General features: G+C 50.3%; 16 protein-coding genes. 5 read left to right on the top strand and 11 right to left on the bottom strand.

The genetic code is table 11. The features are described from left to right. Window positions 1-164: 164 nt before the first annotated feature. Window positions 165-2834 (bottom strand): DNA polymerase I, encoded by a 2670-nt coding sequence (polA, locus tag Pla110_RS15765; protein ID WP_144996944.1) that lies wholly within the window; start codon window positions 2832-2834, stop codon window positions 165-167. Between polA and Pla110_RS22685 the strand changes: the two genes are divergently transcribed. From Pla110_RS22685 to Pla110_RS15755, 3 genes are all read left to right on the top strand, one after another. Continuing rightward, the gene (locus Pla110_RS22685) at window positions 2833-3009 is read left to right on the top strand and encodes a hypothetical protein (RefSeq protein WP_197440240.1); all 177 of its coding nucleotides are present in this window, start codon (window positions 2833-2835) and stop codon (window positions 3007-3009) included. The genes polA and Pla110_RS22685 overlap by 2 nt on opposite strands. Before the next feature lie 436 nt (window positions 3010-3445). Further along, on the top strand, window positions 3446-4960 hold the full coding sequence (locus tag Pla110_RS15760) for a hypothetical protein (protein ID WP_144996942.1): 1515 nt from the start codon (window positions 3446-3448) through the stop codon (window positions 4958-4960). A 283-nt stretch (window positions 4961-5243) separates the two neighbouring features. Continuing rightward, window positions 5244-6101: a DUF255 domain-containing protein gene (locus Pla110_RS15755; protein ID WP_144996940.1), complete on the top strand. Its 858-nt coding sequence runs from the start codon at window positions 5244-5246 to the stop codon at window positions 6099-6101. 169 nt (window positions 6102-6270) lie between these two features. On the opposite strand, the gene Pla110_RS15750 is transcribed toward Pla110_RS15755, so the two are convergent. From Pla110_RS15750 to def, 7 genes are all read right to left on the bottom strand, one after another. Then, window positions 6271-7158: an eL24 family ribosomal protein gene (locus Pla110_RS15750; RefSeq protein ID WP_144996938.1), complete on the bottom strand. Its 888-nt coding sequence runs from the start codon at window positions 7156-7158 to the stop codon at window positions 6271-6273. Between the two features lie 372 nt (window positions 7159-7530). Then, window positions 7531-8706 carry a cysteine desulfurase family protein gene (locus Pla110_RS15745; protein WP_144996937.1) on the bottom strand — a complete coding sequence of 392 codons (1176 nt, stop codon included), beginning with the start codon at window positions 8704-8706 and terminating at the stop codon, window positions 7531-7533. Window positions 8707-8792: 86 nt separating this feature from the next. After that, a complete protein-coding gene (locus tag Pla110_RS15740; protein WP_197440239.1) occupies window positions 8793-9746 on the bottom strand; it encodes a universal stress protein in 954 nt (317 codons plus the stop codon). A 213-nt stretch (window positions 9747-9959) separates the two neighbouring features. After that, window positions 9960-10922: a site-specific DNA-methyltransferase gene (locus tag Pla110_RS15735; protein ID WP_144996933.1), complete on the bottom strand. Its 963-nt coding sequence runs from the start codon at window positions 10920-10922 to the stop codon at window positions 9960-9962. A 114-nt stretch (window positions 10923-11036) separates the two neighbouring features. Next, a complete protein-coding gene (locus Pla110_RS15730; RefSeq protein ID WP_144996931.1) occupies window positions 11037-14393 on the bottom strand; it encodes a PVC-type heme-binding CxxCH protein in 3357 nt (1118 codons plus the stop codon). A gap of 50 nt (window positions 14394-14443) precedes the next feature. Next, a complete protein-coding gene (gene fmt / locus Pla110_RS15725; protein ID WP_144996929.1) occupies window positions 14444-15424 on the bottom strand; it encodes a methionyl-tRNA formyltransferase in 981 nt (326 codons plus the stop codon). Window positions 15425-15760: 336 nt separating this feature from the next. Continuing rightward, entirely contained in the window at window positions 15761-16351 is a 591-nt protein-coding gene (gene def, locus Pla110_RS15720; protein WP_144996927.1) for a peptide deformylase, read from the bottom strand. A gap of 627 nt (window positions 16352-16978) precedes the next feature. On the opposite strand from def, the gene aroF reads away from it, so the two are divergent. Further along, on the top strand, window positions 16979-18010 hold the full coding sequence (aroF, locus tag Pla110_RS15715; RefSeq protein ID WP_144996926.1) for a 3-deoxy-7-phosphoheptulonate synthase: 1032 nt from the start codon (window positions 16979-16981) through the stop codon (window positions 18008-18010). A gap of 16 nt (window positions 18011-18026) precedes the next feature. Here aroF and Pla110_RS15710 read toward each other — a convergent pair whose 3' ends face one another. The 3 genes from Pla110_RS15710 to csrA all read right to left on the bottom strand — a co-directional run bounded on the left by Pla110_RS15710 (window position 18027) and on the right by csrA (window position 19862). Then, window positions 18027-19019, bottom strand: coding sequence for a hypothetical protein (locus Pla110_RS15710; RefSeq protein WP_144996924.1), 993 nt, complete (start codon window positions 19017-19019; stop codon window positions 18027-18029). A 2-nt stretch (window positions 19020-19021) separates the two neighbouring features. Next, window positions 19022-19351: a cupin domain-containing protein gene (locus tag Pla110_RS15705; RefSeq protein ID WP_144996922.1), complete on the bottom strand. Its 330-nt coding sequence runs from the start codon at window positions 19349-19351 to the stop codon at window positions 19022-19024. A gap of 298 nt (window positions 19352-19649) precedes the next feature. Further along, window positions 19650-19862, bottom strand: a complete 213-nt coding sequence (gene csrA, locus Pla110_RS15700) for a carbon storage regulator CsrA (protein WP_144996920.1) — start codon at window positions 19860-19862, stop codon at window positions 19650-19652. Between the two features lie 1103 nt (window positions 19863-20965). Here csrA and Pla110_RS15695 point away from each other — a divergent pair. Continuing rightward, a complete protein-coding gene (locus Pla110_RS15695) occupies window positions 20966-22855 on the top strand; it encodes a carbon starvation CstA family protein (protein ID WP_144996918.1) in 1890 nt (629 codons plus the stop codon). Window positions 22856-22866: the final 11 nt, after the last annotated feature.

Raw genomic sequence — 22866 nt, 5'->3', positions numbered from 1 at the left:
TCTCCCCCGTTCAGGAGAAGCGATCAGGCGGACTATCTGAGATGGCTATGTTTTGCTGCCAAATTGGACGCCTATTCTACTTTTGCTCCATCATAGGGATGGATAAGGAGATAGCGCTGCCGTCAAAACCTCCCAGGAGAGGTGGCTCGCCTGAATTTCAATGGTTACTCCGCCTCGACTGAATACCAGTCCGGCCCACTTTTCATGTCCACAACGAGAGGGACGGTCAGTGGAATGGCATTTTCCATCTTTCCTCTGACGAGATTGGCTAACTCTTCGATTTTCTCGACCGGTGTCTCAAAAACCAGTTCGTCATGAATCTGCAACAGCAGTCGAGCTGGAAAGTTAGTTTCTTTAAGCATATCCGAACATTCGATCATCGACTTTTTGATCAGGTCGGCAGCCGAACCCTGAATGACGGTATTGATGGCGGTACGGTCGGACAGATTCCGCTGTTTATGACGAACCGGGTTTACGCCAGTAATTATCCGGCGACGTCCCATAATGGTGCTGACATAACCCTGCTTTTCGCATTCAACGAGAATTGAAAAGAGGTATTCTTCAACATCGGCGAATCGTTCAAAATATCGTTTGATGAAGTCGGCCGCTTCGTCCTGGGGGATTTTGAGTGCTGCTGCTAAACCGTAAGGACTCTGGCCATAGATGACTCCAAAGTTGACCGCTTTCGCAACACGACGCATGTCCGATGAAACTTCCTCCGGTATTGTATGAAAAATCTCCGCAGCGACGGTCGCGTGAATATCTTCTCCGCTGCTGAAAGCGGTCATTAGTGCAGGATCGCCGCAAAAGTGTGCCAGCATGCGCAGTTCAATCTGAGAATAGTCAAAGCAGACGAGTGCCCATCCTTCTTCGCTGGGAACGAATGCTTTGCGGATCCGGCGACCTTCTTCCGAACGAACCGGGATGTTCTGCAAATTCGGGTCACTGGAACTGAGTCGACCTGTCGCTGCGACTACCTGATTAAATGACGCGTGGATTTTACCTGTTTGCGGATGCACCAGATTGGGGAGAGCATCGAGATAGGTGCTTTTTAACTTGGAAAGTTGCCGTTGCTCGATCAGCTTCGCCGGCAGCTCGTGTTCAGTAGCAAGTTGTTCTAATACTTCCTGATCGGTACTTGGACCAGTTTTGGTACGTTTGATGACAGGAAGATTCAATTTATCAAACAGGATTTCGCGGAGCTGTTTGGGTGAACCAATATTGAATTCCTGACCGGCGATTTTATAAATGTCGATTTCCAGTTCGAAAAGTCGCTCTTTCAACTGTTCACTCTGTTCTCGGAGTTCATCCGGCAGAACTTTGATTCCATTGGATTCCATCTCCACCAGAACGGAGATCAGGGGACGTTCGAGATCCCAGTATAAGTCCCAGAGATTTTCCTGCTCGAGCTCCTGCTTTACTCGATGCGCGATCTGAAGTGAAATAGTCGCGTCTTCCGCTGCGTATTCAGCAGCCTGATCGACTTCGACCTCGAACATTTTCTTCTGCTGTTTTCCTTTTCCAATCAGATCGCTGATCGGAATCATCTTATGGTTCAGGTACTTCATGGCCAACGCGTCGAGACCATGACTACGGGCGCCCGCATCGAGCAAGTAGTCACCCACCATGGGGTCGATAGAAACGCCCTGCAGGTGGATGTCAATCTTCCGCAGAACCAGCATGTCGTATTTGATGTTCTGGTTGATCTTGGAGACTGTCGGATCCTCCAGAATCGGTTTGAACTTCGACGCGACTAAGTCGGCGTCGAGGTGAGCGGAACCGGGGCTATTGACCGGCAGATAATAGCCGTGGTTTGCTTCCCAGCAGAACGCCCAACCGACGATGTCTGCCTGGAGGGCTGTCAAGGAAGTCGTTTCGAGGTCGACACAGAATTCCTGTTGCTCTTGAAACTTTTTAAACCAGGGTTCAAATTTGGCCGGAGTGTCGATTATTTCCCAGGTCTGTTCGACTTTGTTTTCTACTGCGGGCTGTATCTCTTCGCTGAAGCGGCGGAAACCAAACTCCTGGAATAGCTCCAGCAGCTTTTCACGATTAGGTTCCGTGACCCGGGCCGCCTCAAAATCGACGTCCAGCGGAAGTTCCTGATTCAAAGTCACCAACTGCCGGCTGAGCAATGCCTGTTCGGCGAACTCTTTCAGGTTCTGCTGCAACTTGGCCCCTTTTGCCTGATCAGCATTGGCGAGAACGTTTTCCAGAGTGTCAAACTGCTCCAGTAAGATCTTTGCTTTCTTGGGACCGACGAGAGGGACGCCGGGAACATTGTCGACACTGTCTCCGACGAGCGCCTGAAAATCGATGACCTGATCGGGGCGAATTCCCCAATCGTCAGCGAGTTCCTTTTCGGTCATGAACGTGTTTTTGCGGGTGTTGTAGAGACGAACTTGGGGTGTGATCAGTTGGCGAGCGTCTTTGTCACTGGTGACAATCCGGACGTCCATTCCTGCTGCTGCGGCTTGGCGAGAGAGTGTCGCGATGACGTCGTCCGCTTCCCAACCAGCAACATTAATACAGGGAATATTGTAGGCCTCAATCAGCTCGAACAATCGGGGGATTTGTGCCTTGAGATCGGGGGGAGTCTCGCTGCGGTTCGCTTTATATGCAGGGTACAGATCGTTTCGCGTTGCCGGTCCGGCCCCTTCCAGAGCACAAATCAGGTGTGTTGGCTGATGATCACGAATAATGTTCTGCAGATCGCGCGTAATCCCGTAGAGTGCGTTCGTAGGCTGGCCCTGCGGGCTGGTCATCGTGGGGATCGCGTGAAAAACCTGAAACAACAGTGAATAAGTGTCTATTAAAAACAGCGTGTCAGCCATGGGGGTAGCGTTTCAGTTGCAGGAGACGAAAAAAGCAGGGAAATTTGGCGAAAGCATCGTCGGGGGACCTGGGGTATCGGCCTTGAACAGCGAGTCAGCCCCCATCATTATGGCGAATATCGGGTTGGAACGCCACCAGTGGATATCGGGATCGATGGCAATGACGATCCGCTGAAAGGCAATCGATTTCTCGGAATTCAACCTACTTTATAAGGGTTTTATTCCAGTGACAGGTGGTCAGGTGGTACAATTGCATTACTGAGACGAATGCATGGAAGCGGTAAAGGCTCTCTTACAGGGAGGAGAGGCCCTCGGGCTGCTCTTACTTGACTAGAACTAGCTTGACTCTGCTCTATCTGCTTTTAGACTTAGGACATAGCTTTGAATCAGTTCGTCGAGATTTTACTGTCGAACTTTGCACAGGCTTGCCTCCATAAGATATGAGCAGTTGAAGTGAATAGAATCAGCATTTAATCGTTGGTGGCTCAATCGATCATTAACCTGTCAAACTAGACGGTTTTTCAGCCTCAGACAGGGACTCCGTTTCCTGTCCGTTCTGAACCCAATCCATTCACCTCGCGGTACGATTTCCAATCGCAAAGGTTTCTCTGATGGCCAATTCTGAAAACAACTTCTGGCTCAAAATGTTTCTGGTCTTTTTCGTCTTCCTGACGATCGGGCTCAGCGTTTTTCTGTTCATGGTCTATCGCAGCAACTTCGACCTTGAAAACCAGAACTCTGTTGCAAGAGGCGAAGCTGGTAATGCGAAAAACCAGCAGGACCAGATTGCTCGTCAGCTTGACGGCGTAATGGAAAAGATTGGTATCAAAGATACTAATCCAGAAGGGGTGATTGAAAAGCTTGAAAAGCAACTTGCGGATGTTTCCAGTGAGAATGCTTCGGGGACCGTTGCTGCGGCAATCGTGGCCCAGCGGGATAAACTTCAGAACGAGAAACGACGTGCTGACGAGTTGCAGCGGGAATTGGTCGGCACAGTCTCGGACATGCAGAACAACAAAAAAATCGACGAAGATCGAATCCAGGCCGAAGCGGAAGCCAAAACGAAAGCTCAGCGAGATCTGCAGGAAGTGCAGGATCGTTCTGAAGAACAAATCAACAAGCTGACTGCAGAAGCAGATCAGCTGACCGACAGCTTACGTCAGTTGCAAATTGAATACGATCAATACAAAGATACTGCGGAACAGAAACAACAGGAGTTGCAAACTAACATCCGTAACATGAGCAATACAATTAATCAGTTGCAGGACGAAGTCGCGCAATTGCTTGACTTGAGCTTCGAAAAAGCGGACGGAAAAATTATCCGGACCGACTTTGATAACAATCTGGTCTGGATCAACATCGGGAGCTCTTCCGGACTGATGCCCCAGACTCGCTTCAGTGTCTATCTCAAAAAGAACCGTGGTGTCGCCCGGGGAACGGATGAGGTTAAGGGGGCTATTGAAGTGACTGAAATTCTCGATGACAATCTCTCTATCGCCAGTATTATCGACGAAGACCTGGGGCGTCCGATTGCTGCAGGTGACCCGATTTACTCACCGGCTTGGTCTGCTGGCGGAGAACTTGCAATCTCCCTGGTCGGACTGATCGACCTGGATGGGGATGGCTATACCGACCGAGACCGATTCCACGAACTCCTGAAACAAAGTCAATCCGTGGTCGACAACGAGGTTGACGATAAAGGGAACCGGACGGGCGAGGGAATTTCTGTTGACACCAAGTTTTTGGTCGTCGGAGAAATCCCAAGTGTATCTATTGCGAAAACAGAGGGGGCAGCTATTGATAATGCTGTGGCCGAAAAGATCGCCGATGCTCACAAATCGATGGTTGCTGAAGCACGCGAGCAAGGGGTTCGTGTCCTTACCTTGCAAGACTTCCTGCAATATATTGGATACCGACCGACACAGCGACTCTGGATGCGGACAAGTGGCCGCCCGTGGAACCTCAAACATGGTCAACGGCTTTCGGACGCCGCGATTGAGTCTGGGAAGTATGAGTCGAGTGGAACTGTTTCCGGATACTATACTCGCGACCGTAAGTTGCCTCCGTACGAATCGAGTGGGCGGGTAAGCGAACTCTACAAAAAGGTCAAAAAGCAGTATCCATAAAGTTGAATGGCGAGTCTGTTGTGACGCTCTTGGGCAACCTGCGACTCGATTTGATCTGAATATACAAAAGACACGATTTCATGATTGAGATCGTGTCTTTTTTTACGCCGGGTCATATAGGGGGAATAGGTCGACTTTAGTGGGTCGAATTAGAGAAGAAGTCTGTGCATCCGGCAAAACTTGGTCGCGAAGTGAAGTGATTCACAAAAGATGGCAGCCTGTTGGACGATAAGTAAAACAACAGACAATACATCTATCTACAAAGACAACGGGGCTTCCAAGGATGGCAAGTAAACGTTTCCAACTCTACGGTATCATTGCAGGCTCACTAGTCTACCTATCCTGCTTCGCGGGAACGCTGCAGGCACAGGTGCAGTGGCGTTCCAGTCTAAAAGAGGTTGCCCAAGAATCTCGTGAAACTGGTAAGCCGATGCTGCTGAAGTTTACGGCGGAGTGGTGCACTTTCTGTCATAAGATGGAGAAGTCCTTCAATAAGCCTGAAGTGTCGGCCATGGTGAATGAGCATTTCATTCCGATCAAAGTTGATGCGGACGAGAAAAAGAATCTGGTGGAAGAGATCGGCGTCTCCGGTTTTCCAACCACCGTGATCATCTCTCCCGATTTTCAGGTTCTCCAGAAAATCACTGGATACCTCAAAGAGGATGAATTACATGCCCGTCTGGAAGTCATGTGCCCTCCGGAGCCAGCGGGCCGTGTGATCGTTCAAAAACAGACGAAACCGGAAGTCCCCGTCAAAAAAGCGGTGGTGCCGGAGAACCCAATCCAGCAGGTTGCCAGCGAGTGGGCGTTCGAGCAGATTTGCCTTGTGCAATTGGTCGAAAATGGTCAGTTAACTCCCGGAAATCCAGCGTTTCGTACGATCTATCGAGATAAGCAATTATGTTTTGTTTCTGCCGCTCATAAACAGGCCTTCGAGCACAATCCGGAACATTATTGGCCAGCCGTAAATGGGAACTGTCCCATCGTGCTATCAGAAGACAAACAGGCCGTGAGTGGCTCTCCTGAACTGGGAGCAATCTACCGCGGCAAGCTCTGGTTCTTTTCGACTCCGGAAGCACGCCAGCACTTCGCAGACGCTCCTCAGCAGTACCTGCTCCCAGGAGTCATTGAACCGGAATAGTGTTTCACCTGATTGAATGCCTGATGCAGGTAGTTCAGTTTTGTACGACGAAAAAAACGACCTTCTGCCGAGTTGGCACAAGGTCGTTTCTCGTTTCAGGTTCGCTTAATTTAAGCCTTCTCCGCCTTGAAGAATAGAGAACGACTGCAAGCGGTGGTCGATCGTTTCACTATTGAGCGACGGTTACGTTTTCCGGCTCAATCCAAGTGTAACGTCCTTCTTTCTTGAGTACTTTCCCTTTGACTGCCAGTTTGACGGAATCAAAGCGGTCGTCATAAATTTTGGAATAGCTCTCGTGGGCTTTCTCGATAATGTAGATTTCCGTGTCGCTGACGACTACGGCGAGGCCCAGTTCTTCGGGATTCAGCGTTGGACGAACTTTGAATTCGCAACCGGCACAGGCGCTGCGACCTTCAATGGAGACGGTTTTGCCGCTTTTGGGTGTTGAAGATGTTTTCGCCTCTGCTTCATCTTTAACTGCATACTGAGCAGGGCTCTCTTCAAATTTCTTCTGCAGTGCGGCGTTGGGGAACTGATACCGCATTCCTTTGTAATGAGCAGTGAATTCGGCTTTGCCAGGGTTCTCAGCTCCACCATCGATCAAGCAGACGGCACAGTTGCCATCGTATGCGAGATCAGCATCGACGAAATCTTCGGGACTGTCGGTGAATTTCTTCATGACGCCTTCGCTGGGGAAGAGGTACAAGCGGCCTTCATAAGCCACGTGATGCTCCACTTTGCCCGCTGGACGATGTCCACCGTGCTCGTAGCAGACAGTGCAGTCACCGTTCAGTACAGGAGCATATTTGGCTGGGTTTTTGGTGAATTTCTGCTGTGTCGATTCATCTGGAAACAGGTAGCGTTGTCCGTCGTATTCAACGGTGTACTTTTCGGTCCCTTTAACGACGGCATCGCCATCAAGCAGACAAACAGCACAGTTGCCTTCCAGCGCGACGGGAAGTTCAGCCTGTTTCTCCTCTTTGGAATAGGCATCCACGGTAAGCACAGCCACGGCCATCGCGGCCATCAAACCAGAGGTGACGAATAATCTGTTCATGTAAAACTCCTGTTGGGAAAAACTTCAGTTGTCGGCCTACAGAGCCAGTAACGATCATAATGAAGCTGGGAAACTTTCGCTATTCAAAGTGAACAGAGCTACCCTGCAATGAACCTGTACGGCTTGATTTGACTGCGAAATTCTGAGTCAAACTCAAGCGAAGATTCAAAGCAGGGTCTGATCGAGTAATGATAACATCAGCTCGGGGCCCCGCCCTGTTCCTCAGCTTGGCCCCATTCTGTCGGGGGAGAGACGTCTTCTCTGTAAGTTAGCTAACAATAATCTAAATTCGGAATTATCTGTGGGACGAAATAAGGTAACGAGTGGCCCCCGAGTTGCCTGGTTAGCCTGTTTTACAAAAGTGGTCACTGCTTACGATTGACGCAAGGAATTAACGACTTCGATCACGTGCCGGGCGGCTTCGTGAAGTTCTACGGCTGTTGTACTTCTCCCGAGACCAAACCGGAGACTGGCACGGCAGAGTCGGTCGTCAATGCCCATCGCACGCAGGACGTGGCTCGGTTCCGGGTTGGTTGACGTACAGGCGGAGCCGGAACTGACGGCGATTTCGGTGAGATGAGACAGCAACGCTTCGCCGTCCACTTGGGGAATGCTGATGTTCAAATTTCCCGCGAGACGATTATTGAGGTCTCCGTTGATGCGAATATCCGGAATTCCCTGTTGAAGCAACTGTTGGAATTGATCGCGAAGTTGCATCAGACGCAACTGCTCCTCTTTGCTTTCCTGTCTCGCAATCTCGCAGGCTTTGCCAAACCCAATGATCAGCGGAAGGGGCAATGTGCCACTGCGAAAACCTCGTTGGTGGCCCCCACCTTCGATTTGCGGTTCGAGACGAAAAGAGCGGTTATCATCCGGTTGTACATATAAGCAGCCAATTCCGGGTGGCCCATAAAGCTTATGTGCAGAAAAACTCAGGAGGTTTACAGCTTCACTGACGGAAAGGTTGATAGGCAGCTTTCCTACCGCCTGGACTGCATCCGTGTGGAGAATAATGCTTCTCTGCTCACAAAGAGCGGCGATCTCTGCGAGAGGGTGAATGCTTCCGACTTCGTTACTGGCCCAGATGATGGAAACGAGCTTGGTTTCCGGACGGAAGGCATCTTCCAGATCACTCAGTCGAATGAGACCTGTTTCGTCCACCGGCAGCCAGGTGACGTCGACACCTCGGCGTTCGAGTTTTTTCAAAGGGTCTATCACGGCCCGGTGCTCGACCTGTGTGCTGATCACATGTGGCGTGGCAGCGATAGATCTTTGACGAAGTTTCGGTCCCAGTATCCCTTTGATCGCCAGATTATTCGCTTCCGTTGCCCCGCTGGTGAAGACGACGCATTTGGGGTCACATTGCAGAAGCTCCGCGATTTGCTGGGTCGCCGCTTCGATTCGCTGTGCGGCTTGGCGTCCGTATTCGTGTTGAAAGCTGGCAGCGTTACCGAATTGAGTTGTCCAGAACGGAGCCATCGCGTCGACTACCCGAGGATCAACAGGTGTGGTCGCATGATGATCGAGATAAATCGGTAGATCAGACATACTGGGGGTCGATATCAAAGAATGCCGGACAAAAGCCTCATGAGGAGGTTCTATCCGGCTTCAAGAGAAGCGTTGAGAAATTACGTCTATTCGAATTTAACAGGACACTCGAACCCAACCGGTTTGACTGCGAGCACAGAGCAATCGATATGCGTCAGAATCCGTTCGGCGGTATTCCCAATGAGAATACCAGGAATGCCCGATCGTCCAATGGTGCCGAGCACGATCAGATCGATTCCTTCCTGTTCAACAACTTTGGGAATGACCTCTTCGGGGTTTCCATCGATCACGTGTGTCTTCACACCATACTTCAGAGTGCGGAAGTCTGTCATCGAGAGTTGATCGTTCAGCTTTGCTTCACTCTGTTCACGTTGTTTTTTCTGGTACTCTTCCAGCTGATCTTCGGGAATGCTGCTACTCCAGAGACTTTTATCGGCCAATGTTTCATTGACGTGTAACAGGTGGACTTTCGAGTCGGTTGTTTGACAGGACGTCACAATCATGTTGATCATTTCCTGAGAGACGTCGGAGAAGTCACTGCAGACGAGAACATTCAGGTTCTCCGGTTGAGGATCGGGCTTGGTTACCCAGACAGGACACTCGCAGCGGCGGAGAAGTTTCTGCGAGGTGCTTCCCAACAGAAATCGTCCAGTTAATCCCATGTCTTTGGTACCAACGATGACTAGGTCGTATTTCCCTAAAACAGACTCTTTCAGTAATTCATAGGACGGGGTGCCGTACATCAGTTTCGAACTGGCCTTACAACCTTTTTCTGCAGCCTGTTCAACTAGTCCTTTTAAAACTCGATGGCTGACGTCTTCGACATCGCGTGCGACTTCTCCGAAATGTTCGTGCAACATTTCCTGAGTGTGCGCCCCGAGGTCTAAGGTAGCGCAGAAAACAATCTCAGCATCAATTTGCGAAGCGAGCCAGATCGAACGCTGGATTGCAGTCAGCGTGGGAGGATTGAGTTCAGCATCGGCAAGACGGTCTGCGTGATGAAGGTCGACACCAACCAGAATTTTCTTAAAACTGGACATGGTATGTTTCCTGTTCTGCATGAAGTGAAAAGGGAGTACCAATCAATTCGAATTTAATCTCGCGGAGAGACTCCTGTTACCGCGACATTTCGACTTAACTAACGATGTAATTCTAGCTTACGAAAAATCAACGATCAGAAGAACATCAATGTCTCCTATTGATTTTAACGTATTCTCAGTCAAAGGTAAAAATCGTTTTAAACGATACAAACCTTATTGGCGGGGTTTCTGGAAGAGCAGAATATATTCATGGACTTTATTGACTCGAAAGACAGCAGGAAATCCCAGAGGCCGGAGATTGTTGTAGTCGTACTGTCGGTTCCAGATGATGAGGTCATCGAAGATATACCCGAGACCGGTCATTCGTTGAGCCAGATCGCTATGCAGCGGATAAAACTGGCTTCGTTTTCGCAAGTCCATGACCACGACGATACAAAACGCTCCCGGTTTAAGAGTGTCGTAAACCTTCTCGAAGATGGACGACAGAGCGACGAGATAGTCGTCATATTTTTCAATCAGCCCCAAATCACCATCGAGATTGCCATAGTGCCTTTGTTTTTTGTAATCAGCCGAACGAGGTTGGTTGAGCACATTCCAGTACGGAGGAGAGGTAATGCACAGGTCAACAGAATTCGGTTTAGCATAATCCATAACGTCTTGCGCGCGGGCCTGATGACAAACGACCTGGGACCGTTGCTCGTCCGAGAGTTGTTGCAGGCGGTCGTTTGTCGATTCACAATACTCGGTGGAAAGCTCCAGCCCCAGCGCAGATTGGTTCTGCATCCCAGCGACGAGTAATGTTGTTCCGGAACCACAGAAGGGATCGAGAACGAGTTCTCCTTCAACTGGCAGGAATGTTTCGATCAACTTTTCCAGTAACGAGACGGGAAACTGTGCCGGGTGATTTCCCGATTGGTCGCGAGTCGTTTTACGGATATCGCTCCAGACGCTGATCGAGTTTTGCAACCATTGTTTTCCGGTTAACATATTGCAACGTCGCACGATTCGACGGGTGCGTTTCGGTTTGGCCAGCGGAACTTTGGTTTTGTCTTTTAGGGGCTTGCTCTTCCCGTTAGTGGTCGCGTCAACCGAAGTAGCCGGAGCGTCAGCGGTACTTCGCTGAACGGAAGCTTCAGCGGTATCATCCGTCTCGCTGGGCGTGCGGCTGGGTTTCATGAATGATCCGTCTCATGAACTCGGGGTGAAACGATCCTGCTCCCGAAAACGATTTCCCTATCCTTAAAACGAATACGGACGGAAGGCGAGTGACATGCTTAAAGTGTGCTAGATCTATTGTAACGATTGAAGATAAGTATATAAATCAACGAGTTCGGAATCGGTGCTATTTTTTAATAGCCCTGACGGCATTAATGATTTACTTGAAACTGTTCGGGCGTCGATATTTTCCGTCTCAATACGATGAGTTCGATTCAGACCATCTCGCAGAATCATGCCGTCGATCGATTCGTAAATAACGAGGCCGGTGAATATTAATCCGTCTTCGGTGATGACATTCGTTGCTTGATATCGCGGGGAAACATCTCGATCAGGATAGAGGGTGGCAGTGAAAAGATCCTGCCGGGAGAAACGCCCCGTCACTCCGGCGAGATCGGGGCCGAGCGCGGACGAACCTCCGTGACACTGGGCGCAGCCTCTTTTCTCAAAGAAAATTTTTCCCTGTTCTGCATTCCCCTGTGACCAGTCCAAGCTTTCCAGTCGACTCATTAACAGGGCCTCTTCGTCTCCCAGTGATTTCATTAAAACGACAGCGGCTTCTGGGTAGTTGGAAAGAAACCACTCTTCCCATTTCGCCATCACGTCGGGCTGCGGTCGGTAGCCTTCTTTACCCGGGATGAATCCGAAATTGACATTTGTGCTCGTTCGAACCAGTTCCATCAGGTAATCACGCAGGATAAATTCCGCTTCGGACTGATCCAAACGGCGGGCGGCCTGGAAGATAGCTATCTGTTGTTTCGGGTCTGTTAACTGGGCAAGTTTGCGCAGTGCCTGCACGGCGCTTCCCAGGGTGGGAAGGTGCGAGACTTCCAATCCACGGATAAAGAGGTCTGTTTCTTCCGGGAGGGGGTTTTCTGACAGCAGCATAATGACGGCCTGACGGGTGGAGTACTCGTCAAATCGCTGACGAATCAACCCTCGTATTTCAGGATCAGTAGATTCTCCGAGAATAAAAATAACATCGTTATTCCAGGGGTAGTCATCGTCTTCGCGAACATGTTTCACAAAAGAATTGACCGCCTGGTCGAGGAAGTCGCCGGGGACTTCCGACATAAAAACAACATGTCCCGGGAGTCCAAACTCCGGAACCTGTACTACCGAGATTGGCAAACGAGGATCGCGTTTAACGAGGGCTCCGTAAAGTTCCTTAATACGTTCGTTCCAATTGAGATCCTGGGGAAGCCGCTCATCCCTGACTTTGACTTCCAGCATGACGAGTGCGCGGCTGATTTTCTCTAATACCTCGACAGACCATTCGACTTCAATACGACTGGCGACTACTAGGCGATGAATGTCATCCACAGGGTTGGAGGTATCGTTCAGCGGAGCGACGATTTTCTTAAGTAAATCCGCGTTGGCGGGTCGGATCATGGAGATTAGACGGAGTAGCTCATGATCGAGTTCAGCCTCACCCGTGGGATAGACTTCGGCGAGTTCGAAACGAAAGACATCGAGCTCAAACTCGAATGGAGTCAACTCTCGTTGACTGGCGTAACCATCAAACAGGGCACCATGATGATCGGCAGGCCCACAGTCGCCCCAGGCGAGTTGGATCAATCGACAGGCATCCAGTTTGATTGACAGACTGTCCTCGCCGAGCCCGTTCAGTTTCAGAATCTGCATACCGGCCTGGGTTGATTCGGCATCGAATTCATCACTCAGGACCAGCCTCATTTCGGCCAGCGAAAGTTGAACCCGCGCCTTCTCTTGAAAGCTAAGTTGCGGAGCTGTTTTTTTAATGGCGGGAACGATTTCCGCGTAATGATTTTGCAGCAATTCAATTGCCGCGCGGCGGACGAATCGATCCCCGGATCCGAGTGCATGCGACATGGGAAGTGATAATTGGGCCAACTGCTCCGATGTCAGGGCTGCCAGGTTGAGACGTAGGATCGCCTGATGAACGACATGGGGATCGTCATCGCTCAAGTAGTCGGAAAAGAGAGCGACCGGATTAACTTGTTCATTCTGATTCTCTGAGAGCGCCCAGATTGAACGGGCGCGAACTGTGGACTCTGGATGTTGATTCAATTCTTTTACGAGCGGGCCAGGGGCGCCATCATAGACTTCTTTCAAAATCTCAAGTGCTCGTATCTGTTGTTGCGGGGTGAATTTCGAGGAACTGTTTTTTGAGACCTCTTCGAACGGTTGCCGACCCAGTTCAAAGGCAATCGGTTTCCATTGCTGGCGTGACCAACCTAGCAGTGGTTGAAATGCGTTCAAGCAAGTGATCAACTTTTCTTCTTCGTCAGGCTCTCCTAATTGAGGCGCTTTGATGACATCTTCAGCCTTGGTGCCCTCCTTAGATCGGATGCGAAAGACAGTGCCGCGGGTCCCTCGACCTCCGATAGCAACATACAAAGCGCCATCAGGGCCTACTTCGGCGTCCGTCGGAGCGAATCCAAAGTTGCCGCGAGCCGACATGAAGAGTTCGGGTTCGGACGTGTAGCTGGATCCAGTGGGGTCGAGTTTTACAGAGTGAATTCGACCGTAAGTCCAGTCGAGAATAAACAGGGAATCATGATATTTTTTCGGAAAGGCTTCATGACGATAACAGACGACTCCTGTGGGGGAACCTCGACCAAAACTCGCCACTTCGTTGGGCATGGTGGAGTAGGAACTTGGCTCTTTCCATGTTTTACTTTTCCATCCTGCCTCGACGCCCCGAGTTATATGATAGAGGCGAGTTGGGCGGTACCAAGGGAAGGTGATGTCCCGTTCGCCATCGCTATCGTAAACGAAGATATCGCCCGCGGAGTTAAAATCAAAGTCGTACGCATTCCGGAATCCGGAAGCAATGATCTCAGCCCCTCGTAGTTGTGGATGGATTCGAAGTAAAGCGCCCGCGTAGGGCGGATTTTTTTCGTTGAAAGGGGAGGTTGGTAACGTCGCGTAGCGGGCATTCACGCCAGCCATGTTACCGACGAGCAGATACCACCAACCATCGGGGCCACGACGAATGGCATGAGCGTCATGTTCGTCGCCGGTATTGATTTTAAGGATACCTTGCGATTCACCGTCTGCGACTCCGTCACCGTCGGCGTCAAGATAGCGATGCAGTCCCAGGCCGCTGACACAATAGAGGTATTTGCCGTCTGCAAATAATCCTTGCGCACCTTGTGTGTCGTTAGCAAATTCAAGAGCTCGATCGGCTTGGTGGTCTTCGTCGTCATCAACCAGCACACGAATGTAACCTGGTCCGGAGACGAGGAGTCTCCCCTGAGTGTCGAATGTGAGACAGAAAATATTGTGGGCGAGTTCGTCGGTGGCGTAAACGGAAACGTCGAACTCGTCCGGTACGTTCAGCAACGCGGCGAGGTCATCCTCGGCATGAGCGGAAATTGAAAAGAGGACGGTGAAGCAAACCGTCAGTAAGAATGAAAATAATCTCGCGAATATGTGTGAATAATTCATAGGTGTCCATCCTGCCGAGTTGAAGTGAGTCGCTGAGGGAAGGAGCGGCGTCAGTTGCGATTCACAAAACGGTCTCCCGGTTTCGGTTGATAGCCTCGAAGGAACTCGTCGATTTCCATCAGCTTCTTTCCTGCCGGTTGAATTTTTTCGATCAACAGATTTTCGTTATTACCCGTTCGAACACAAAGCTCGTGTTTGGTTACCTGAATAATCTCCCCCGGAATAGCGGAGGAAGTCGCTTCCAGATCGAACTCGGAATCGAATTCCTGTTTCGGTTTAGTTTGCAAAATCTGGACATTTAACGGCTTCCGTTTCTGCAATTCCAGCACAGTAGTGGGCTTAGGCCAGGGTTGGACTGCCCGTACATGCGAGTTGATTGCCGCTGCAGGAGAAGTCCAGTCGATTTCTCCATCCTCCTTGGCCAAACGAGGAGCGAGGGTCAACTGATTGTGATCCTGAACGACGGGCGTGTAGGTTCCTGATTCAATGCGGCCGAGGACTTCCAAACAAAGCTCTGCTCCCATTAGAGCGAGCCGATCCTGGAGTTCTCCGTAAGTTTCGTTGGTACCGATGGGAGTCGATACAACACCCCAGACCGGACCCGCGTCGAGTTTCGGTTCGATCTGAAAAATGGTAACACCCGTTTCCTGTTCCCCTTTTTTGACAGCCCACTGGATGGGAGCGGCACCCCGGTATTTGGGTAACAAAGAGGCATGCAGATTGATGGCGCCCTGTTTAGGAGTATCGAGTAATTCCTGCGACAGGATTTGTCCGTAAGCGGCAACGACGCACAAGTCGGCGTCGAGTGATTGCAGGTCCTGAATTGATTCAGGAGCATTTGCTTTGATTGGCTGGAAAACAGGGATCTGATGTTCTTCTGCCAATGCTTTCATCGGGTTGATGTGCTGGTGGTGCCCGCGTCCATGACGGTCGGGTTGCGTGAAGAGGCCGACGACTTCGTGGTTCGATTCAATCAAGGTGCGCAGAGTCGGAAGGGCGAAGACGCCGGTTCCCATCATTACCAGTTTCATGCAGTTCACTCCTTGAATGTTTCACGCGGGGGGGCGGCGATCAGGCCTAAAGTTCCTTTGCCTGAAGATACCTTGTCTGAGGTTACCTTGTCTGAAGTTACCTAACTCTTGGGTGCCACGGTTAGCTTGTCTAACCGTGCCTATGTGGTTTCATATATCATTAGATGCTCATCGGGGTACCTGAAACATCTCTTAATCTGGTCCGCGTGGTTGTTTAATCCAGACAATCGGTATCGATTACTGAAATCGCACGGCTAGTCGAGCTAGCCGTGGCACCCTGATCTTCATGTACTTCTTTATTTACTGGGTGAGCGATATAAACCGGTGTGCGAGGTATTACGGTTCGATCTCTTTGAGTCGCTTGTTGATGTCGTCGTCGGAGGGGATTTCGCCTTTTTCCTGACCAGTGCGATAGTAGTTGACGAACTGTTCGACCTGTGGCAGCACATCCTTTTTGCTGGCTTCCGTCAATTTGTCGAAAAACATGATTCCATCAATGTGATCGTATTCATGTTGTACAACGCGGGCAGGGAATTCCTTCAGGCTGAGTTCGAAGCCTTCCCCTTTGAGATCGAAGGCGTCGACGACGATTTCCTCGGAGCGACTGACGTCACCGTAAACCTCCGGAACGCTTAAGCAGCCTTCCTCCCCTTCGGCACTTCCTTTGCGACTGGTGATTTCCGGATTGATCAGGACCATCTCCCATTCTTTATTATCCGGTTCTCCTGACGGGTTGATTACAAAGACCCGGTAAGGAAGCCCCACCTGATTGGCAGCAAGTCCAACCCCCTTATGTTCGTACATCAGTTCGAACATGCGCTCCACGATCTTCTTGAGATGGGTATCGATGCGGGTGACTGGCTTGGATTTCCAGCGGAGTGCGGGGTGGGGGTATTCAACAACTTGTAATTCTTCGGGAACGATCATGAGCCTGGAGGGTTTCAACAGGAGCGGCCGGAGCGACTTCAGGGAGTGGGGGAATGGGTAAAAGGACTGGCTGGCCGCATTTTAAGGTTTGAGACGGCGACAATGAAGTGATGTTAACTGTTGCAAGCGTTTGAAAAAGAAAAAACGGGAGGGGAAAGAGGGTAAATGAGTCTGTCAGAAATTTGAAAAAGGACCGAACCTTCTTTTAGAGTTGGGCTCTATCTGCGTGACCACGCCAAATAAGTTATTGACAGCTTGTTGTTGGTGTGCGTACGATAAGGTTAATAACAGTACATCAATTTTCTCAGAAATCACTTCAGGTTTATTCCTGCTCATGAAAACTCAGTCCTCCAACATGTCGTTCTCCAACCAACTGACCACAGGTCAGTCGGCATGGCGATATTTTGGCTGGTTTAGTTTTTCAGGCATGAGGATCTGATCCGCACCCCGTGTGCTCGATAATAAGTCAAAAGGTCCTCAAGCATTCCAGTTTGAGGACCTTTTTTCATTTTGTGACCATTCTTCGTACTCATTATTAGAATCTTGCTCCACAGTAACTGCATCTTCCACCCTTCACTGTCAGCCGATTACCTCTCAAATCAAAACCTGTCCCGGAAAGGGAATATCATGATCGTCGTACTTAAAAAAGGAATTGAAGATTCCGTCGTCACTAAAATTGCTAAAAGGGTGGAGGAAATGGGCCTGAAGGCTCATGTGATTGTGGGGACAGAGCGTACCGTGATTGCCGCTGTGGGGGAGAAACGAAATGGAGAACAGGAAACGTTGGAATCTTACCCGGAAGTCGAAAAAGTCGTGCCGATTCTGGCCCCCTACAAAGTAGCCAGTCTGGAAACGAAACTGGAACATTCCGTGGTCGAAACCGGAAGTTTGAAATTGGGGAATGGTCACCTGGGGGTGATTGCCGGTCCCTGTTCAGTGGAAAGTGAAGAACAAATACTGGAATCGGCCAAGGCGGTAAAAGCGGCCGGGGCAACGGCGCTCCGGGGTGGGGCATTCAAACCTCGGACCTCCCCTTACAGTTTCCAGGGTTTAAAAGAAGTGGGACTGCAATACCTGGCAGCCGCACGCGAAGCGACCGGGCTCTCTATTGTTACCGAAGTCATGACGCCCGAACATGTTGACCTTGTTGCCCAGTACAGCGATGTACTGCAGATTGGGGCTCGCAATATGCAGAATTACCATTTGCTGCAGGCTGTGGGGGAAATTGATAAGCCAGTTTTGTTGAAGAGAGGACCTTCGGCCACGATCGATGAATTCCTGCTGGCGGCGGAATACATTCTGGATGGAGGGAATTCGAATGTCATTCTCTGCGAACGCGGGATTCGTACTTTCGAAGCCCACACCCGGTTCACCCTCCCTCTGGCGACCGTTCCCTATCTGAAAGAGCGAACACATTTGCCCGTGGTCGTCGATCCAAGTCACGGGACCGGGATCGCTTCATTGGTAAAACCAATGGCATTGGCTGGAATTGCGGCGGGTGCGGATGGATTAATTATCGAAGTTCATCCCAATCCAGCGGAAGCAGCTTCGGATGCCGCTCAGACAATCAGCACAGAGGCGTTCGCCGATCTCATGGTGCAATGCCGCAAAGTGGCGGGGGCACTAGGGTACAAAATGGCAGAAGCGGTGGGAGTGTGAGCGGAAGTCAGGGCCTTTATCCGCCAAAGATGGATTCTGGCTGAAACCCGAAGTCGGCTTCGTCTTCACTAATTATTGAAGTTCCGGCTTCTGTTGCATCCTCTGACTTGGGGGAGTCGTCCACAATCCGGGCGGCTTCCTCGGGAGAGAGAAATTGAGGTTCGTCGACGGAATCACTTTCCTCGCCAGCGACAGTTTGAATGTCTGACTCTTCTTGAATATCTGACTCTTCAAATTTTGATTCAACCAACGGGACCAGCCGCACTTCTTCGCTGTCGTAGGCATTTTCGGCGGTGAGAGTCTGGTTGATGAATTCGAGGAGTCGGGGTTCTATGTCCCACCGTTTTTTGATTTCTCCCTGATCGATTTTTAAGGACATCCAGGCGGAGCCCACCGGGCGGTGCTGAGATTCATAGAAACCAGATTCCGACAGGTCGGTCAGCAGGAAATCGATTTTGTGCCGCGGCACTAATGATTCCCGGGTGTAGAACCGGGTTGGATCGCTGGGGACTTTCCCCCCTAGCCAGCTGGGATCCTGTTCTGGTTTCATCACGACTTGTTTGATTTTGGAACTGAAAGAGGAGCCACCCCCCGCTTCGCGGGTCCGAACCGTCTGCATGAGGGGTGCGTCCTCTTTCCAATATTTCAAACGTATCAATGCCTGATCCGGGTTACCTTCAGGGGCCGGACAGATGATTTCCAGAACTCCACTATTCCAATCGGGAGAGCGGGAATGGCTGTGGGCCAGCTCATTCTCGATCGTTGATTCGTCTGTTCCGGTTGTCTGAATGATTTCGGAACGTGACGTCAGAATCGTTTCCGAGTTAAATTCCCGTCGAAACTGACATTGCAGTTCGAGATGCTCGTAGACGGGACGTCCATCACGGTTGACTTGAACCGGATGGAGAGAAGTACAACCTTCCAGGCTGGCCAGCATCAACGCCCAAGCGAGAAGCAGGCTAGACGGTTTTCGCCAGCATGAGTAATGGAAAGGTGTGGTTGAGCGCACGGTCAGAGATATTCTTCTCGAATCGGATAAAAGATATCGAGAGCCTGTGCACCGTCATCAAGAGCGATCACTTTATGTGGAACACCCCCCGGGATTCGATAAAGATCTCCCGGTTGCAGTACCCGTTCTTCATCGCCAATGATGAAGCGAGCTCTCCCCCCTATGACCACCCCCACTTGTTCATGAGGATGGCTGTGCAGCTCAACAATCGCCCCCGGTTCGCAATCCACCCAACTGAGCATCATCTTCTGAGCAGCAGCTGTTCTGATTTGGATACCCGGAAATATTTCCTGAGCCTTACAACCGGATTTATCGACAAAGTATTCGGACATTCTCCAGCTTCCTTGTTCTACCATTAATTATTACAGGCAAGGGATCCTTCTGTACCGAAGTAACCTGCCTCGCGCGTTAAGTATTTTCAAACCAGGTCATGTCCTGGCTTGAGGGCTGTTCTGTCTATCTTATTGTGCACTATTTTGGCGGATCGAGAAAGAACCTCCTGTGTTCCTCAAATAGGTTTCTTCAGATGGGAATGTACAAAAAAACGACTCACTTAATCGTCTTGATTAAATGAGTCGTTTAATTTGATGATCGATCTTCAGCTGCAGTGGTAGATCAAAGTGTGGCAAATCAGGCGGTGATTTTGGCCTGTGGTGTCAGCATGGCTTCCTTGGCTTCAGCTTCCTTCTTGATCGCCTCGTAAACTTCTTCCCGGTGAACGGGAACCGAATTCGGGGCTTTGATTCCGAGTCGCACTTTATCTCCTCGAATGTCAACAATAGTGAGGATGATATCGTCGCCGATGTAAATGCTTTCGTCTCTTTGGCGTGACAGAACCAGCATGGGATGAACTCCTTCTCAAGATTCCGAATTCCTCGCGAATATAGTGTGCCGGGCTGCGAGGTGGACAATCGTAGGTTTATATAAATGAATCTCCATAATGACGTGGTCAGAAATCGTAATTCGAGTACTTCTCTTTGACAGCGAAAAGAGCAGGTCGGAATCACTTTTTCTGTAAGCAAAGGATCGTTCAGCAGGAAACCATTCCTGAAGAACTGCCACCCGAAACAACGGGATAGGTTGGCCTATCCAAGGTTGTTCGTTTTCGGAACCAGCACAAGTTCCATTCCTTTGCCGTTAATATATTCTGGTGACAACTTTCGAGTAGACTCTTCTCAGTCGTTGTTTTGTGAGTCGTCGGTTTCTTCCCTGAGATCATGCCAGAAGAAGTCACGCTACTCGTTGTCGCCCATGTATTGTCTGATTGAATTAATTGTGACAAAGTCATTTTCCATCAAGGCGTCTGCATCTCGCATTTGACAGCCGAAGAGGTGACTTTGTGTTTTTCTGTTCAATCAGTTTTGTAGTTAATTTGAATACTGAATAGTTCGGCAAACAGGGGGAGAAAAGTTGCCTCTACTTGTTAGTTAAAATCAGGTAAATAACAAGCACTGGTAATCCGGGATCGTTGTACCGATTGTGTCGGTTCGGTAATAACTCCGGTTCTCTCTCTACAGGTTTTCTCCTCATTCTTCAGATTTGCCTGATGCAAATCTACTTCGCGCGTTAAGCAAAAGAGTTGTCGTGACAGTGCATTGATGAACCGGGTTGGTTACATCTCTTTTTAAAAACAGTTATTTAAAAGATGCGAAGCGGAAATCAGCTAACAAAGGTTGGATTGGGGTAATTCGTAGCATTTCACAGAGTTTCGCACAGGATTGGACCCGGATTTAGGGTCTGTAGGCTGAAAGTGGTCTGCAGACCGCTTACAATTCAGAGAATGAGGTATTGCTGATTGGCATGGATATTTGGCGTTGCTGGCCGACTTGCTTAATCGGCTTGGCTAGTTGAAACGTGTCGCTTCTGAATTCGATGTCGAACGCGCCTCTACTAAGATTGTATATATAGAACGAACACGAAGCGTCTCACCCCGGGAGTGAAGAAGAATGCTGACCCTGCTGATTGCCGTTGGTTCGCTGGTAGGGTATCTGATTGCGTACCATACCTACGGTCGCTGGTTGAGCCGCAAGATTTTCGGTCTCGATCCGGCTGCCGAGGTGCCCAGTCATCAACTGCGGGACAATATCGATTTTGTGCCGACTAAGAAGAATGTCATTTTCGGACACCACTTCACCAGCATCGCGGGAACGGGGCCGATCGTGGGTCCGGCGATCGCCGTTTTCTGGGGTTGGTTGCCGGCGCTCTTATGGGTTCTGATTGGATCGATATTCGTCGGCGCGGTGCATGATTTCGGCAGCCTGGTGATATCATTACGAAATCGCGGACAAACTCTGGGGGAGATCGCGGGGCGAATTATCAGTCCCCGGGCCCGATTGTTATTCCTGCTGGTTCTGTTTGCGGCACTGACCGTCGTGCTGGCGGTCTTCGGATTGGTGATCGCCGTAATCTTTAAGAATTACCCGCAATCGGTCCTCTCGACCTGGATTGTCATCCCACTGGCTGTGGTCATGGGGATCTGGGCCTACAAATACAATGGGAACCTGACGATCCCTTCGTTGATTTCGCTAGTCATTCTGTACGGGGCCGTCTATTTGGGGGCTTATTACTGGCCAATTACAGTTGAGTCGGAATTCGTGAACCCGATTGTATTCTGGACGCTGATTCTATTCGTTTACTGTTATCTGGCTTCGGTCCTGCCAGTTTGGTTGTTACTGCAGCCTCGTGATTTTATCAATAGTCAGCAATTGGTGCTGGCACTCGTCTTATTGGTGATCGGGGTGATGATCGCCGCCGTCTCTGGTCGAGCTGATCTCGCGAACAGCGCGCCGATGATTGCCACCGAGTTGCCACCCGGCACGCCGCCCATCTTTCCGTTCCTGTTTATTACGATCGCCTGTGGTGCCTGTAGTGGGTTTCATTGTCTGGTCAGTAGTGGAACGACGAGTAAGCAGGTGGATAAAGAAACCGATGCCCAATACGTCGGTTATGGGGCGATGTTGCTGGAAGGAGGCCTGGCGGTACTCGTGATTCTTGCTTGCAGCGCCGGTGTCGGAATGGGAAAACTGGATTTCGGTCCTCCTTCAGAATCACTGATTCAGGAGGCGACATTGAGTGCCACTGTTACTGGTGAAGCGGCTTGGAGAGCTCACTATTTTAATGAGTCCGTGAGAACTTACAGTGATTTCAAACTGGCGAATATGCTGGGGGCATTCGTCGAAGGGGGAGCGAATTTCTTGTATCAAGTCGGTATCCCTCTGAAATTTGGTGTCGGACTGATCGCCGTGTTGGTGGCCTGCTTCGCCGCGACGACGCTGGATACCGCGACCCGTTTGCAAAGATATGTTGTTCAGGAAATCGGAGAGACGGTGGGAATTCGCGCCCTCAATAATCGATATGTGGCGACCGGGATTGCGGTTGGTCTGGCGGGGGCGATGGCGATGCTTCCGGCGGCTACAGGGCAACCCTATGGTACGGGCGGCTTGATTCTATGGCCTCTGTTTGGGGCAACGAATCAGTTGCTCGCCGGTTTGGCCTTTATGGTGATTGTGATTTATTTATGGCGTCGCAATAAACCGATCTGGTTTGCCGCCATTCCGATGGTCTTCATGCTGTTGATGCCTGCTTATGCCCTGCTCTGGAATATGTTCAGTAGTGAATCAGGCTGGTTCTGGCCTATTAAAGAGATGATCGACGGAACTGTCGTCTGGGAATGGTCGAACAAACATTTACTCTTCCTGATTGGTCTGCTCGCTTTAGGCCTCCAGATTTGGATGGTTATTGAAGGGGCGATTATTTTGCTGAAGACGCGTGGCAAACTGGAAGATCAACTTCCTCCCTTGCCTGTGAGTTCGGTTTCCTCAGGAGGATCGGATTGAAGGAGTAAGCG

Origin of the sequence: Polystyrenella longa (assembly GCF_007750395.1) — a bacterium.
In the GTDB taxonomy this organism is placed as follows: Bacteria; Planctomycetota; Planctomycetia; order Planctomycetales; family Planctomycetaceae; genus Polystyrenella; species Polystyrenella longa.
This window is presented reverse-complemented; position numbering and strand designations above follow the sequence as displayed.

What these genes read in the sequence shown, in the direction of transcription:
- def (WP_144996927.1), bottom strand. Translation starts at nt 16,351, where the DNA reads ATGATCGTTCCCGAAGAATTACAAGTTGTTGAATACCCCCACCCCGCA.
- Pla110_RS22685 (WP_197440240.1), top strand. Translation starts at nt 2,833, where the DNA reads ATGGGGGTAGCGTTTCAGTTGCAGGAGACGAAAAAAGCAGGGAAATTT.
- Pla110_RS15740 (WP_197440239.1), bottom strand. Translation starts at nt 9,746, where the DNA reads ATGTCCAGTTTTAAGAAAATTCTGGTTGGTGTCGACCTTCATCACGCA.
- Pla110_RS15705 (WP_144996922.1), bottom strand. Translation starts at nt 19,351, where the DNA reads ATGTCCGAATACTTTGTCGATAAATCCGGTTGTAAGGCTCAGGAAATA.
- polA (WP_144996944.1), bottom strand. Translation starts at nt 2,834, where the DNA reads ATGGCTGACACGCTGTTTTTAATAGACACTTATTCACTGTTGTTTCAG.
- fmt (WP_144996929.1), bottom strand. Translation starts at nt 15,424, where the DNA reads ATGAAACTGGTAATGATGGGAACCGGCGTCTTCGCCCTTCCGACTCTG.
- csrA (WP_144996920.1), bottom strand. Translation starts at nt 19,862, where the DNA reads ATGCTGGTTCTGTCACGCCAAAGAGACGAAAGCATTTACATCGGCGAC.
- Pla110_RS15745 (WP_144996937.1), bottom strand. Translation starts at nt 8,706, where the DNA reads ATGTCTGATCTACCGATTTATCTCGATCATCATGCGACCACACCTGTT.
- Pla110_RS15730 (WP_144996931.1), bottom strand. Translation starts at nt 14,393, where the DNA reads ATGAATTATTCACACATATTCGCGAGATTATTTTCATTCTTACTGACG.
- Pla110_RS15760 (WP_144996942.1), top strand. Translation starts at nt 3,446, where the DNA reads ATGGCCAATTCTGAAAACAACTTCTGGCTCAAAATGTTTCTGGTCTTT.
- Pla110_RS15755 (WP_144996940.1), top strand. Translation starts at nt 5,244, where the DNA reads ATGGCAAGTAAACGTTTCCAACTCTACGGTATCATTGCAGGCTCACTA.
- Pla110_RS15695 (WP_144996918.1), top strand. Translation starts at nt 20,966, where the DNA reads ATGCTGACCCTGCTGATTGCCGTTGGTTCGCTGGTAGGGTATCTGATT.
- aroF (WP_144996926.1), top strand. Translation starts at nt 16,979, where the DNA reads ATGATCGTCGTACTTAAAAAAGGAATTGAAGATTCCGTCGTCACTAAA.
- Pla110_RS15735 (WP_144996933.1), bottom strand. Translation starts at nt 10,922, where the DNA reads ATGAAACCCAGCCGCACGCCCAGCGAGACGGATGATACCGCTGAAGCT.
- Pla110_RS15750 (WP_144996938.1), bottom strand. Translation starts at nt 7,158, where the DNA reads ATGAACAGATTATTCGTCACCTCTGGTTTGATGGCCGCGATGGCCGTG.